General features: G+C 39.1%; 10 protein-coding genes. All 10 read right to left on the bottom strand.

Annotated features, from left to right (window positions below; all coding sequences use genetic code 11):
• Positions 1 to 59 precede the first annotated feature (59 nt).
• Entirely contained in the window at positions 60 to 1,496 is a 1,437-nt protein-coding gene (gene asnS, locus MQE36_RS02875; RefSeq protein ID WP_242937696.1) for an asparagine--tRNA ligase, read from the bottom strand.
• A 254-nt stretch (positions 1,497 to 1,750) separates the two neighbouring features.
• Complete coding sequence (locus tag MQE36_RS02870; RefSeq protein WP_242937695.1) at positions 1,751 to 4,150, bottom strand: efflux RND transporter permease subunit; 2,400 nt, start codon at positions 4,148 to 4,150, stop codon at positions 1,751 to 1,753.
• A gap of 125 nt (positions 4,151 to 4,275) precedes the next feature.
• Positions 4,276 to 6,798: a DUF5686 family protein gene (locus MQE36_RS02865; RefSeq protein WP_242937694.1), complete on the bottom strand. Its 2,523-nt coding sequence runs from the start codon at positions 6,796 to 6,798 to the stop codon at positions 4,276 to 4,278.
• 94 nt (positions 6,799 to 6,892) lie between these two features.
• Entirely contained in the window at positions 6,893 to 7,447 is a 555-nt protein-coding gene (frr, locus tag MQE36_RS02860) for a ribosome recycling factor (protein ID WP_242937693.1), read from the bottom strand.
• Positions 7,448 to 7,480: 33 nt separating this feature from the next.
• Positions 7,481 to 8,188, bottom strand: coding sequence for a UMP kinase (gene pyrH / locus MQE36_RS02855; RefSeq protein ID WP_242937692.1), 708 nt, complete (start codon positions 8,186 to 8,188; stop codon positions 7,481 to 7,483).
• 153 nt (positions 8,189 to 8,341) lie between these two features.
• Positions 8,342 to 9,166, bottom strand: a complete 825-nt coding sequence (tsf, locus tag MQE36_RS02850; RefSeq protein ID WP_242937691.1) for a translation elongation factor Ts — start codon at positions 9,164 to 9,166, stop codon at positions 8,342 to 8,344.
• A 98-nt stretch (positions 9,167 to 9,264) separates the two neighbouring features.
• Positions 9,265 to 10,047, bottom strand: a complete 783-nt coding sequence (gene rpsB, locus MQE36_RS02845; RefSeq protein WP_242937690.1) for a 30S ribosomal protein S2 — start codon at positions 10,045 to 10,047, stop codon at positions 9,265 to 9,267.
• Positions 10,048 to 10,204: 157 nt separating this feature from the next.
• On the bottom strand, positions 10,205 to 10,591 hold the full coding sequence (gene rpsI, locus MQE36_RS02840; RefSeq protein ID WP_242937689.1) for a 30S ribosomal protein S9: 387 nt from the start codon (positions 10,589 to 10,591) through the stop codon (positions 10,205 to 10,207).
• Positions 10,592 to 11,047 carry a 50S ribosomal protein L13 gene (rplM, locus tag MQE36_RS02835; protein WP_242937688.1) on the bottom strand — a complete coding sequence of 152 codons (456 nt, stop codon included), beginning with the start codon at positions 11,045 to 11,047 and terminating at the stop codon, positions 10,592 to 10,594.
• Positions 11,048 to 11,268: 221 nt separating this feature from the next.
• Positions 11,269 to 12,753: a fibronectin type III domain-containing protein gene (locus tag MQE36_RS02830; RefSeq protein ID WP_242937687.1), complete on the bottom strand. Its 1,485-nt coding sequence runs from the start codon at positions 12,751 to 12,753 to the stop codon at positions 11,269 to 11,271.
• Positions 12,754 to 12,779 lie beyond the last annotated feature (26 nt).

Below are 12,779 nucleotides of genomic sequence, written 5' to 3'. Positions count from 1 at the left end.
AGAAAAGAGAAGGGTATGTTAAAAAGAAAAGCCTGCAATTACAGGCTTTTTTATATGAATTAAAATTCGGCGTTCTGGGGTGTCCTTGGGAAAGGTATTACATCCCTGATGTTCGTCATTCCTGTAGTGAATAATACTAACCTCTCGAAGCCTAATCCGAATCCGCTATGCACTGCCGATCCATATTTTCTCAGATCCAGATACCACCATAGTTCTTTTTCGTCGATACCCAGATCTGCAATTTTCTGTTTTAGTACATCCAAACGCTCTTCCCTTTGCGATCCGCCAACGATCTCTCCGATTCCGGGGAATAAAATATCCATGGCCCGTACGGTTTTCTCATCTTCATTTAAACGCATGTAGAATGCTTTGATCTTTGCCGGATAATCGAAAAGGATAACCGGGCACTTAAAATGCTTTTCAACTAAAAAGCGCTCGTGTTCACTTTGAAGATCAGCACCCCATTCTTCAATAATATATTGGAATTTCTTCTTTTTGTTAGGTTTTGAGTTTTTCAGGATATCAATAGCCTCCGTATAGCTTACACGCTTAAAGTTATTGTCTAAAACGAAACGGATTTTTTCTGTTAGTGTCATTTCACTTCTGTCTTTCTGAGGTTTGGTCTTTTCCTCATCCAGTAATCGCTTTTCCAGGAACTCAAGATCGTCTTTACAGTTATCTAATGCATATTGAAGTACGTATTTGATAAAATCTTCAGCAAGGTCCATGTTCCCGTCCAGATCCATAAAGGCTACCTCCGGTTCAACCATCCAGAATTCGGCAAGGTGCCTCGAAGTATTTGAGTTTTCAGCACGAAATGTAGGGCCGAATGTATATATCTTGCCCAGTGCCATCGCATAAGCCTCACCTTCCAGCTGTCCGGAAACCGTAAGATTGGTTTCTTTTCCGAAAAAGTCCTCCTTGTAGTCAATTTCATTTTCTTCTGTCAACGGCGGATTTTTAGGATCCAGTGTAGACACCCTGAACATCTCCCCGGCACCTTCGGCATCAGATCCGGTGATTATAGGAGTGTGAACATAGTTAAATCCGTTTTGCTGAAAATACTGATGAATTGCAAATGACAAAGCATTACGAACTCTCATTACAGCGCTGAAGGTGTTTGTACGAACACGTAAATGAGCATTCTCCCTAAGAAATTCCATGGAGTGTTTCTTGGGTTGGATAGGGTATGTTTCAGGGTCGGAGGTTCCCAGTACTTCCAGTTCATTTACCTGAATCTCTACACTTTGACCTTTTCCCATGCTTTCCACCAAGGTTCCTTTCAGCTCAAGTGCAGCTCCGGTATTTATTTTTTTTAGTTCGTCTTCATCTATGTTTTCGAAATCTACAACGCATTGAATATTATTAATGGTCGATCCGTCATTTAAAGCAATAAACCGGTTGCTTCGGAATGTTCTTACCCATCCCTTTACGGTAACCTCCTGTAATATTTTATCGTCTCCTTCTAAAAGTTCTCTAATGCTATACGCCTTCATATTGATTTTCCAATTGAAATTCGGTGAGCAAAGATATAAGTTTTAATGCGACTATTAAATGATGTTTTCTTTAATTTCTGTATAGAAAGGGGAAAAACACCCTTATCTGGAAGATCAACTAGTCATATCTTTGAAATGCTATTAATCAATTATTTGCTTGGTGCCTTATTTAATGAGAATAAGGTATTAGGAATCGAGGTTTGGGGGAACCTTAAAAAGTCTGTCCGGAATTTATTCCGGCAGACTTTGTTTTTTTAGAGATGGTCTTTCCCTTTTTCTTTCCCCTCGGTTAATACGTCGAAGGACGGCTTTTTCAATACATTCTTGTTGGCAATACTCCTTTCTAATGATAGTAATAATGCCGGAAGCAGTATCAGGTTGGATAACATGGCAAAAAGCAATGTCATGGAAACCAGCCCGCCGAGCGCCTTGGTACCTCCAAAGCTACTAATCATAAATACTGAGAAGCCAAAGAAAAGGACGATAGAGGTGTAAAACATGCTAACCCCTGTTTCTCTTAAGGCATTGTATACCGATTTTTGTATTTTCCAGTTGTTGGCAGCGAGTTCTTGTCTGTATTTCGCTAAAAAATGTATGGTGTCGTCTACCGAAATACCAAAAGCAATACTGAATACCAGAATGGTAGATGGTTTTATTGGAACACCCAGATATCCCATGGTGCCGGCAGTGATAAGCAGCGGGAGTAAATTGGGAATGAGCGATATGACGATCATCCTGAATGACCTGAACATGTATGCCATAAAAATTGAGATCAGTAGAATGGCGAGTAGTAACGATATGATAAGGTTTTTAACCAGATACTTGGTTCCTTTCATAAAGACCAGGGCTTTGCCCGTTATGGTAACATCATATCTCTCGGAAGGAAACTCCTTGTCGATCTTCTTCCATAGGTCTTCTTCGATCCCTTCCATCTTATCTGTCCCGATGTCTTTCATAAAGGTGGTGATACGTGCCACCTGACCTGTTGAGTCGACAAAATTGCTTAAAACATCAGATTCCCCGGACGAATTTCTCGCGTATTGAAGAATAAATGTATTCTCCTGACTCGTAGGTAGCTGATAATAATCGGGATTGCCGTTGTAGTATGCCTGTTTGAAGTATTTTACAAGGTTGGTGACTGAAATGGGTTTTGACAGTTCAGGGATTTCATCAATCAACTCCTCAAGACGCTCCATCCTTTTAAGGGTTGGTAGTCTCATAACACCATTCGGTCGCTTTGTGTCTACCATGATTTCTACAGGCATGATTCCGTCAAATTCTTTTTCGAAGAAGCGAATGTCATCAAAGAAGCCTGCATCTTTGGGCATGTCTTCTATCAGGCTTCCCGAAATTTTGATTTGATAAATCCCGATAATGCTTGCTGTCAACAATCCGACGGCTACGATATAAACTCCGATCCTGTGATGTCTTACGGTGTTTTCCATCCAGCCTACAAATCCGCCAATCCACTTTTTATTCAGGTGTTTGAGGTGTTTGTATTTCGGCAGCTTCATAAAACTGTATACGATCGGGATGATCAACAAAGAAAGGATGAAAATGGCCATGATATTGATAGAGGCTACTAACCCGAATTCTTTTAGAATCTTACTTTCGGTTACTATAAAAGTAGCGAAACCGGCAGCAGTGGTAGCGTTGGTCATGAGGGTGGCATTTCCTACTTTGGAAATAACCCGTTGTAAAGATTTTGCCTGATTACCGTGTTTCTTTACCTCCTGTTGATATTTGTTTATAAGAAAAATACAGTTAGGAATTCCGATAACAATAATCAACGGTGGGATTAATGCTGTTAATACGGTGATCTCGTAATGTAACAATCCCAGTATGCCAAATGCCCACATCACTCCGATAAGAACCACGACCATTGAGATGAATGTAGCCCTGAATGACCTGAAGAAGAAAAAGAATATAAGCGAAGTAACCCCTAGTGCAGCTAATATAAAGAGTCCGATCTCATCGATGATATGCTGTGAGTTAAGTGTCCTTATATATGGCATTCCGGAACTGTGTACTTCCAGACCTGTTTCCTTCTCGAATTCTTCAATGAGCGGAATGAAATCATCGAAAATAAAATCTTTGCGGACCGATGTGTTTACGATTTCTTTGTCGAGGTATATGGCAGACCGGAGTGTCTGAGATTCAGTATTCAGTAGCAGACTTTCGTAAAAAGGCAGTTTAGAGAATAATTCTTTTTTTATCGTGTCTACCTGAGATTGGTTTTCAATTTGTCCGTCGATGAGAGGCTTCAATTCAAAGGCCTGCTTCTCGGTATTTTTAACAAGCTCCTGAAGGTTATCCGTTGAGATCACCAACGAGATTTCGGGTTTTGCCTGGAGTTGTTTGCTGAGCCTGTTCCAATGGTTGAAATTTTCCGGGGTAAAAAGCGAGGAATCCTTAACGGCAATAACAATTAAATTCCCTTCTTCTCCGAATTGATGGAGGAATTTATTGTACTCCAGATTGACCGGGTGGTCGTCAGGAAGTAAGTTGGCTTCAGTATAGGTGAAACGCATGTGCTTCCACTGCATTCCTAAGAATACGGTAATACCGGCAATAATAGCCAGTATCAAAATACGATTTCTCAAAATGATTCTTGCAACTCGTGCCCAGAAACTGGTGTTTATCCAGGTGACCATCTATGTTTTCTTTGAATGAATGTTGAAGAAGCATGGTTTTGTTCTTTTGTTGGTAAAAACATTAAACAGCGGCTGCTTCATTTCTTTTTAGATGGGGCAAAGGTAGAAAATGGAAACGAAGCTGCCTAAAATCCTAAGCTGAAATAATATGTGAACTTAAAGGATACGTTCTCATCAAAAGCCGGCAGGTGATAGGCACCGTGCCTGTACATAAAGCTTAGCCCGAATCCTTTGAGAATCCGGTTGATTTCAAAGCCTGACTCCATATACCCTTTGTTTAAAGAGTTAAACCCGATGCCTTCGTGCAAATCAGGGTTTTTAATGTCGCCAATTGCAAAACGTGAAGCCAGTCCGAATTCAGGTTTGAATCTGCCTGCAATCTTCACCCTTTTAAAATAGTGCTTGGCTTCGACAGATAAGTACTTGTCCGAAAAGAATTCATTGAAGTACATGGTTTCAAAACTGTCGCCGCCACCAACGGAGAATCGTTTTAAAATCTTATTGCCGTCGGGCTGGTTAGGTGCCGTCTGATATAAATGTGTCAGGGGGATGTCTCCCAGGCCTAAGCCTGCATTTATCAGGAACGATGTCCGCCCTTTGTTTAACGGGTTTAGGTGATAACGGGCTCTGAAATCTACTTTCGAAAAAGTAAAGTAACCGTCTAGTAACCCTTTTATAGCCTGTGTATACTGAAGCGAGAACTGTGGAAATGAATTTCTGATTACTTTTTTCCCGTCAGAAGTGAGCATATACAGATTTTTCGGATTCCACTGTATCCCCAGGGTTGTCGTCGTGATTTTATAAGTGTCGAAGTTTGTTCCTTCGTTAATGTAGTTGTATGTGTATTTAGGAATAATATCAGCTTTTTGGAGTCTCAGTTTGGAGCTTAGTTGCGGGGTTATATCGTATGACAAATGAGAGGCAATGCTCTTGCTGTTGTGAAACATGGTGATATTGAAAAGACGTGGCTCGAAAATAGAGAAAGCTCTCGTGTCTGTTATATATTTGGTGCTTCCGGTTTCTGTCAGGTCGTCTATATAGTCGAATCCAAGCCAGGTAGAGGTGTTTCTGTTAAGCCTGACTTTAGCGCCCAGCCCATATTTAAAATCCTGATCCTTGGTACCAAATGCACCATAAGCATTTAAACGCAGTACTTTAGAGAAGTTATTGCTTGTTGTGATACCGCCACCAAGCCTGAAGCCTTCAAAATTATTGTATTTTATAACCGATTTTATATCCAGATCGACATAGCTTAGAGGTACATAACCAACAAGTAGTTTTCTGATCAGTCCGATCTTTTTTTCAGCTTTAGCGGCCTGAGTGACACTGTCTGCATAAGTATAAGTGTTTAATTCTTTATCCGTAAGGGGGTCTGACCGGTTTTCTTTCCAGAAAGCATTGTTCTGATGTACGGCATTTTCGTCAACTTCGACGGTGAACTTTGTTTTACTCCGGTTAACAGGCTTGTTTATTGAAATACCATAATTGAGATCCCTTACTGTTATTTTGATGACCTCTGCTGGATTAAAGTAACTGGTGTGAATCGTTTTGGTAGTATCGATGTCTTTTTCCTTTAAGTTGGTGAGTAAGATATTGCCGCCGAACAGATTTATAGCATTGCTGCTGCTTCCTTTTGAGATGGAAATGTTTTTCTCAACCGGAAACCAGATGTCATTCTCTTCAAAATATTCAAACTCCTGGGATGCTTCGATGTCTATTACGGCCTTAAGTTTTATAATTCCTTTTTGCAGTGCGTATGAATCTGCACTGATGTATAAAAGTCCTTCGGGGGTTGCAGATTTTTGCCTTTTTTTTCCCTGAAAATGAATTATGTAAGTACTGCCTCTGTCTGTATTTAGAGTATCTACAACCCGGTAGTTGTATTTTTTAAGGGCCCTGTCTGCCAGGGGGCCTGCGTATTCGGTGCCAAACAGGGTGTATTTGTCTTTGTAAAACGAGAAGGACTGTATTTTTAATGCAAGAATTTCGTAAACAGGTTCTTTAAAGCCTGCAACGTTACTGCCTAATATGGTTTCGTGTTTCCCGTTCTCTTTATCGAAAACAACGGAGGAAATCTTTTCTGTTATAAAGAGATGGGAACTGTAAAGCTGTCTTTTCAACTTATAGGCTGTAGAATCTGCCTCAATAAATTTTAGTCCTTTTTTCTTTTTCAAGAATACAGAATCTATTTGGTTGTCGATCGTATTCGGATCGGCTGTAGCGATAAGTTTGTTATAGCTCTTTAGTTTAAAGGAGTTCAGTGAGGTTTCCGGATTGTTGCGATTTTTATTGTTGATGACATCCCTGATTATTTCAGAAGCATCAGTCGTATGTTTGAGAGCAGTTTCCTGTAGGGATTCAATGTTTTTGGTTAATGTTATTTCATAGTAGCTCTTTTCGTCTGAAACCGGGACTTCTGCTGTTTGGTATCCCCAAAGTTCGATCCTGACCGTTTTGATCTTGTTGTTTGTTTTAATACTGAAGGAACCATCGGTGCCGGAAACAGCTTTTACACCTGTACCGGTTGTAATACTGGCATATGAAAGTCCGTTGTTGGTCTCATTGTCTTTTATTTTGCCGTTTATTTTTTGTTGGGCAAAAGTCAGTGAAAAGCATAAGCTCAGGACAAAGAAGAAGATTTTTTTCATTGGACTTAGATGGTTCTTTTCAGGACGTAATGTTACAAAAAATAAAAGCGACTTAAATAGTCGCTTTCATAAAAAATATATAAAGTAAAATATTTTAAACTGTCATGATCTCTTTTTCTTTAGCCTCCAGGATCTCTTCTACCTTTTTGGTGAAGTTATCTGTCAGACCTTGAACATCGATCTCTGCATTTGATTTGAGGTCTTCAGAAGCATCGAGCTTTTTGATATCCTTGTTTGCGTCCTGACGTGCATTTCTTATGGATACCCTTGCGTGTTCAGCCTCCGATTTGGTTTGTTTTACCAATTCCTTACGGCGTTCCTCGGTTAGTGGCGGAACGTTAATGATGATCATGTCGCCGTTATTCATCGGGTTAAAACCTAAGTTGGCTATCATGATGGCCTTTTCTATAGGTTGTAACATGTTTTTTTCCCACGGCTGGATAGAGATCGTACGGCCGTCGGGTGTGTTAACGTTAGCAACCTGGCTTAAAGGAGTCTGGGCTCCGTAATAGTCAACCATTACACTGCTAACCATTGCCGGACTGGCTTTTCCGGCACGAATATTCGCCAATTCTTTTTTAAGATGCTCTAATGAAGCTTCCATCGATTCTTTAGTGGCGTCAAGAATAATTTCTATATCTTCGTTCATAACAGGTTGTTTTTATATAGTAAGTTTTTAATCTTATAGGTTTACTCTGGTACCAATGTTCTCTCCGGATACTACTTTCAATAAATTACCGGGTTTGTTCATGTCAAAAACAATAATCGGTAACTCATTTTCCTGACTAAGTGTAAATGCTGTCGTGTCCATTACTTTCAGGCCTTTTTTAAGAACATCGTCAAAGGTGATGTTATCGAACTTGGTGGCATTTTCATCTTTCTCAGGGTCGGCTGTATAAATGCCGTCAACGCGGGTTCCTTTCAGGATAACATCAGCTTCAATTTCGATAGCTCTGAGAACTGCGGCTGAATCTGTTGTAAAATACGGATTTCCCGTTCCGCCACCAAAAATAACTACACGTCCCTTCTCCAGGTGTCTAACGGCTCTTCTTCGTATAAAAGGTTCTGCAACTTCGTTGATTTTAATAGCTGATTGTAATCTTGTTTGAATTCCTTCATCTTCAAGGGCGCTTTGTAGTGCCAGACCATTAATAACGGTGGCAAGCATCCCCATATGATCACCTTGTACCCTGTCCATTCCGTTACTCGCTCCTGCAACGCCTCTGAATATGTTTCCGCCTCCGATTACGATTGCAACCTCAATACCTTTGTCCGTAACGTGCTTGATTTCTGCTGCATAATTGGCCAGTCTTTTTGGATCTATCCCATACTGTCGGTCACCCATTAAAGCTTCTCCACTTAATTTAAGAAGGATTCTTTTGTATTTCATGCTTTTTTAGTTGTGTTCTGGAGTTCAAAATTAAATCGTAGCAAAAGTAGTGAAAATAATTTTTGCTGATTCTTGTATTCTTTCAATTTCTAAATATGGTATATAAAAAAACCGCTCTTGGTAAAGAGCGGTTTTAAGTATGTTAAGATTAAATTATCCTAAAGCAACACGTTCAAAAGCTGTAACGGTTAAATCTCCGTTTACAGACTTAACGTAAGCAGCAACGCTTTGTTTAGAATCTTTAATGTAATCTTGGTTTACAAGTGTATTATCTTTAAAGAAACGGTTCAGTTTGCCTTGAGCAATCTTGTCTAACATTGCTTCAGGCTTACCTTCCTGACGTAACTGGTCTTTGGCTATCTCGATTTCTTTATCGATAGTTTCCTGATCAACACCTTCTTCATTAAGAGCAACAGGGTTCATGGCTGCAGCTTGCATAGCAACATTTTTAGCAGCTTCTTGAGAACCGTCAACATTGGCAGATAAACCAACGAGTGTTGCAATCTTGTTTCCTGCATGTATGTATGAACCAACGAAAGCAGCATCTAATTTTTTGAATGCACCGATTTCGATTTTTTCACCTATAACACCGGTTTGTTCAGTTAATTTGTCAGCAACTGTAAGACCGTTGTAATCTGCAGCTAAGAAAGCATCCAGGTTATCGAAACCTAAAGCTAATTCGGCCAGGTCAGTAGCAAGAGTAACGAATGTATCGTTCTTTGCAACAAAATCGGTTTCGCAGTTTAAAGAAACGATAACTCCAGAAGTAGCACCGCTGTTTACTTTAGCGATAACAGCACCTTCTGTAGATTCTCTGTCGGCTCTTTTTGCAGCAACTTTTTGACCTTTCTTACGAAGGATCTCAATAGCCTTGTCAAAATCGCCTTCTGCTTCCACTAGTGCCTTTTTGCAGTCCATCATACCTGCACCAGTAGTCTTTCTTAATTTATTTACTTCTGCGGCTGTGATATTTGCCATTTTTACTTTCCTTTTAGTTATTATTGAAGCTGATTTGTCCGGTCAAAATTATGATTTGACAGTAAACTAATCAGCATGTCAATTTTAAATTACTATTATTAATTTTCTTCTTTTGTCTCTTCAGCTACTTCTTTCTCAGCTTTTTTAGCTTTCGTTTCCTCTTTAGCTTCAGTGTTTGCCTCTTTGTCGGCTTTTCTCTGTGCTAAACCTTCAGCGATAGCTTCAGTTGTGTAAGACAATACTTTTTCGATAGACTTAGAAGCGTCATCGTTTGATGGGATAACAAAATCTACATCTCTCGGATCAGAGTTTGTGTCCACCATTGCAAAAATTGGAATGTTTAATTTTTGTGCTTCTTTAACGGCGATATGCTCACGCATTGTATCTACGATAAATAATGCACCAGGTAAGCGAGTCATGTCTGCAATTGAACCTAAGTTTTTTTCTAACTTAGCTCTTAAACGCTCTACTTGTAATTTTTCTTTTTTAGAAAGCGAATCAAATGTTCCGTCTTTCTTCATTTTGTCAATAGCAGTCATTTTCTTAACCGCTTTTCTGATAGTAACAAAGTTGGTCAGCATACCACCCGGCCATCTTTCTGTGATGTACGGCATGTTTACAGCACCTGCCTTGTCAGCAACGATGTCTTTTGCTTGCTTTTTTGTAGCAACAAATAAAACTTTTCTACCAGAAGCTGCAATTTTTTTAAGGGCCTCATTAGCCTCTTCTAATTTAGCAGCTGTTTTGTATAGGTTGATAACGTGAATCCCGTTACGCTCCATGTAAATGTAAGGAGCCATGTTCGGATTCCACTTTCTTGTAAGGTGTCCGAAGTGTACACCTGCTTCAAGTAAATCTTTAACTTCTATGTTATTTGCCATTTTCGTAATAGTTTACGTTCCGTTGGAGATTTAGCAATGTAAAGTGACGATTTGATCATCGGCCTTCATCATTTGGATGCTAAACTAATTTCCCTGTTTATATTACCAGGGACAACGACAACTGTTTTTTAATTTATTAAATATAAATTGCCAGATATTAACGCTTAGAGAACTGGAATTTCTTACGCGCTTTCTTCTGACCGAATTTCTTACGCTCTACCATTCTTGGATCTCTGGTTAGTAAACCTTCCGGTTTAAGAGCTAATCTGTTTTCAGCATCTACTTCGCAAAGAGCTCTTGAAATAGCTAGGCGAATAGCTTCTGCCTGACCGTTTACACCACCTCCAAACACATTTACCTTAACATCGTAACTCTCAGAGTTGTCTGTTAGGTTAAAAGGTTGCAACACCTTGTATTGTAAGGTTGCAGTAGGGAAGTAGTCGTTAAGTTCTTTTTTGTTGATGGTAACGTTTCCATTTCCTGCAGAAACGTATACACGTGCAACGGCTGTTTTTCTTCTGCCGATTTTGTGAATAATTTCCATTTACTTAAGATCGTTTAAGTTAATTGCAGTTGGTTTCTGAGCTTCCTGAGCGTGCTCAGTACCAGCATACACTTTAAGATTACGGAACAATTGCGCACCTAATTTGTTTTTAGGTAACATTCCTTTAATTGATTTTTCAACCAAAGCTGTAGGGTTCTTTTTGTAAAGCTCACTAGCAGTTTGAGTTCTCTGACCACCTGGGTAACCTGTGTGACGAACATAAGTTTTGTCATCCCACTTGTTTCCTGTTAAGTTGATTTTCTCAGCGTTGATAATTACAACGTTGTCTCCACAATCAACGTGCGGTGTGTAGCTAGGCTTGTACTTACCTCTTAAAAGCTTGGCTACTTTTGAAGCAAGACGACCTAACGTCTGTCCATCAGCATCGACAAGCACCCACTGTTTGTCTACAGTAGCCTTGTTTGCTGAAATAGTTTTGTAGCTTAATGTATCCACACTTACTTTATTTAAAAATTAAACATTCCATTCCCTACCCCGAATGTGAATTCGGGATAATGGGGTGCAAAAGTACAACTATTTATGAATATTACAAATACCCTCCGGATTAATATTTTAAGATCATATACAATTATATTTTAATTGTTTAAGTAAATAAAAGGGGTTGCCTGTAATTTGGCAACCCCTTTATTATTAACGACAAATGATTTTTATCTTTTTTAGTTAGATTCAACTGTTATGTCGAAGTTGAGTTGATAAGTTTCCCCTCCGTCCTTAATTAAAACAAATCCCTTTTTTTCTTGTGTAACAGCTGTGTAATGACCAATGTCTAGTTTTTCACTTGAAATCGAGCTAGTGTAATTAACAAAGCTGTTAATCTCCCTGTCGGCGACAAAAAAATCAGTGATCTCTACCGCATCTATGCTATTGTTGAATTTTACGTTTAGTTGACCAGGGAAATATTGGCTGTCCAGTGTATATAAGGTAGCTTTTTCAATTGCTAATGTAGGGTGCGTGGCATATACAGGGAGCGTACTAAATGTTATTTCCCGTGCTTTTATTTGATCACCGCATCCAGCTGTTTTAGGTGCCTCAGATACAACTCTGACAGTGTAGTTTGTGTTTGGGTTTAAATTCTCCAGTCTATAACTTGAGGTCGTCAGGAAAGTGTTTTCTCCATGGACTTTTTCTCCATCTAAATATAGATGGTACTCAGCTCTTGAACCATCTTCCAAATAAGAGTCCGTCCAATCAACTAAGACAGATTTCGTAGTCATGTCAAGCAAAGATATTTCGAAATCTGATACCATTGTTGTTGCCTCAGTAGTAAAGGTGATGGTTTCTTCTTTCGACGTCTCATTAGAAGCTATAACTTCTACCGTAAGGACGTATTCTGTTTCGGGTATTAAGTTTTCCAGGGTTAAATCTTTGAGTTCGCTGGTCAAATTATCAGCATAAAGATTCCCGTTTAAATATAGGTTAAAATAAAAATCAGAACCATCCTCTACAGTTACTTTGTCCCATGCTATAATAGCATAACAAGAGGTTACTTCTGTTTGGGTTAGAGGGAAGTCAGATGGAGGAGAACCCATTGTGGTAAATGTGGTTTCAGAACTAATAGGTTCATTTGCACTCTCGCTTTTAGCGATAATTTTAACGGTGTATGAGGTGAATTTGTCTAAGCTCTCTAAAAGAAATTCGTTAGTACTTATGTTTTCGGCTGTAAGTTCAGTATTTATATAAATATCATAACTGATGTCTGATTGGTCTTGGGTGCTTGAAGAAGTCCAGGATAGCTTTGCACTATTTAATGTAATTTCACTAACATTTGTTTCAAATGCGGTGAGCGCCGAGGCACTTGTTTCAAATTCAAAATTTAATGTTTCGGTTTTATCATTGGTGTCTTTAATAATGACTTTTCCCGTGTATTTTGTTTTAGGGGATAGGTTTTCAAAAATATAGCCTATTGTACTTTGTTTAGATATTAAAAGTTCATCATTTAAGAAAATGTCGTAAGTTATCGCATAGTCTTTATTGCCGTTGCTGATAGTTGTGCCCCACTCAATTTCTGCAGATGTTGCATTAACATAAGATAATTCAACAGGGTTCGCCGTAAATGATGGTTCAAGCGGGGAGTCACTGTCGCTTGAACAAGAAACGATACCGATGTAAAATAGTAAAATAATGAGTAATTTTTGTTTCATAATATTGCTTAATAAGTTATTTCCTG

Source organism: Zhouia spongiae, assembly GCF_022760175.1.
GTDB classification, from domain to species: Bacteria; Bacteroidota; Bacteroidia; order Flavobacteriales; family Flavobacteriaceae; genus Zhouia; species Zhouia spongiae.
The sequence above is the reverse complement of the archived record's forward strand: the minus strand, read 5'-3'. Positions and strand labels throughout refer to the sequence as shown.

What these genes read in the sequence shown, in the direction of transcription:
- asnS (WP_242937696.1), bottom strand. Translation starts at nt 1,496, where the DNA reads ATGAAGGCGTATAGCATTAGAGAACTTTTAGAAGGAGACGATAAAATA.
- pyrH (WP_242937692.1), bottom strand. Translation starts at nt 8,188, where the DNA reads ATGAAATACAAAAGAATCCTTCTTAAATTAAGTGGAGAAGCTTTAATG.
- rpsB (WP_242937690.1), bottom strand. Translation starts at nt 10,047, where the DNA reads ATGGCAAATAACATAGAAGTTAAAGATTTACTTGAAGCAGGTGTACAC.
- MQE36_RS02870 (WP_242937695.1), bottom strand. Translation starts at nt 4,150, where the DNA reads ATGGTCACCTGGATAAACACCAGTTTCTGGGCACGAGTTGCAAGAATC.
- rpsI (WP_242937689.1), bottom strand. Translation starts at nt 10,591, where the DNA reads ATGGAAATTATTCACAAAATCGGCAGAAGAAAAACAGCCGTTGCACGT.
- MQE36_RS02865 (WP_242937694.1), bottom strand. Translation starts at nt 6,798, where the DNA reads ATGAAAAAAATCTTCTTCTTTGTCCTGAGCTTATGCTTTTCACTGACT.
- MQE36_RS02830 (WP_242937687.1), bottom strand. Translation starts at nt 12,753, where the DNA reads ATGAAACAAAAATTACTCATTATTTTACTATTTTACATCGGTATCGTT.
- tsf (WP_242937691.1), bottom strand. Translation starts at nt 9,166, where the DNA reads ATGGCAAATATCACAGCCGCAGAAGTAAATAAATTAAGAAAGACTACT.
- frr (WP_242937693.1), bottom strand. Translation starts at nt 7,447, where the DNA reads ATGAACGAAGATATAGAAATTATTCTTGACGCCACTAAAGAATCGATG.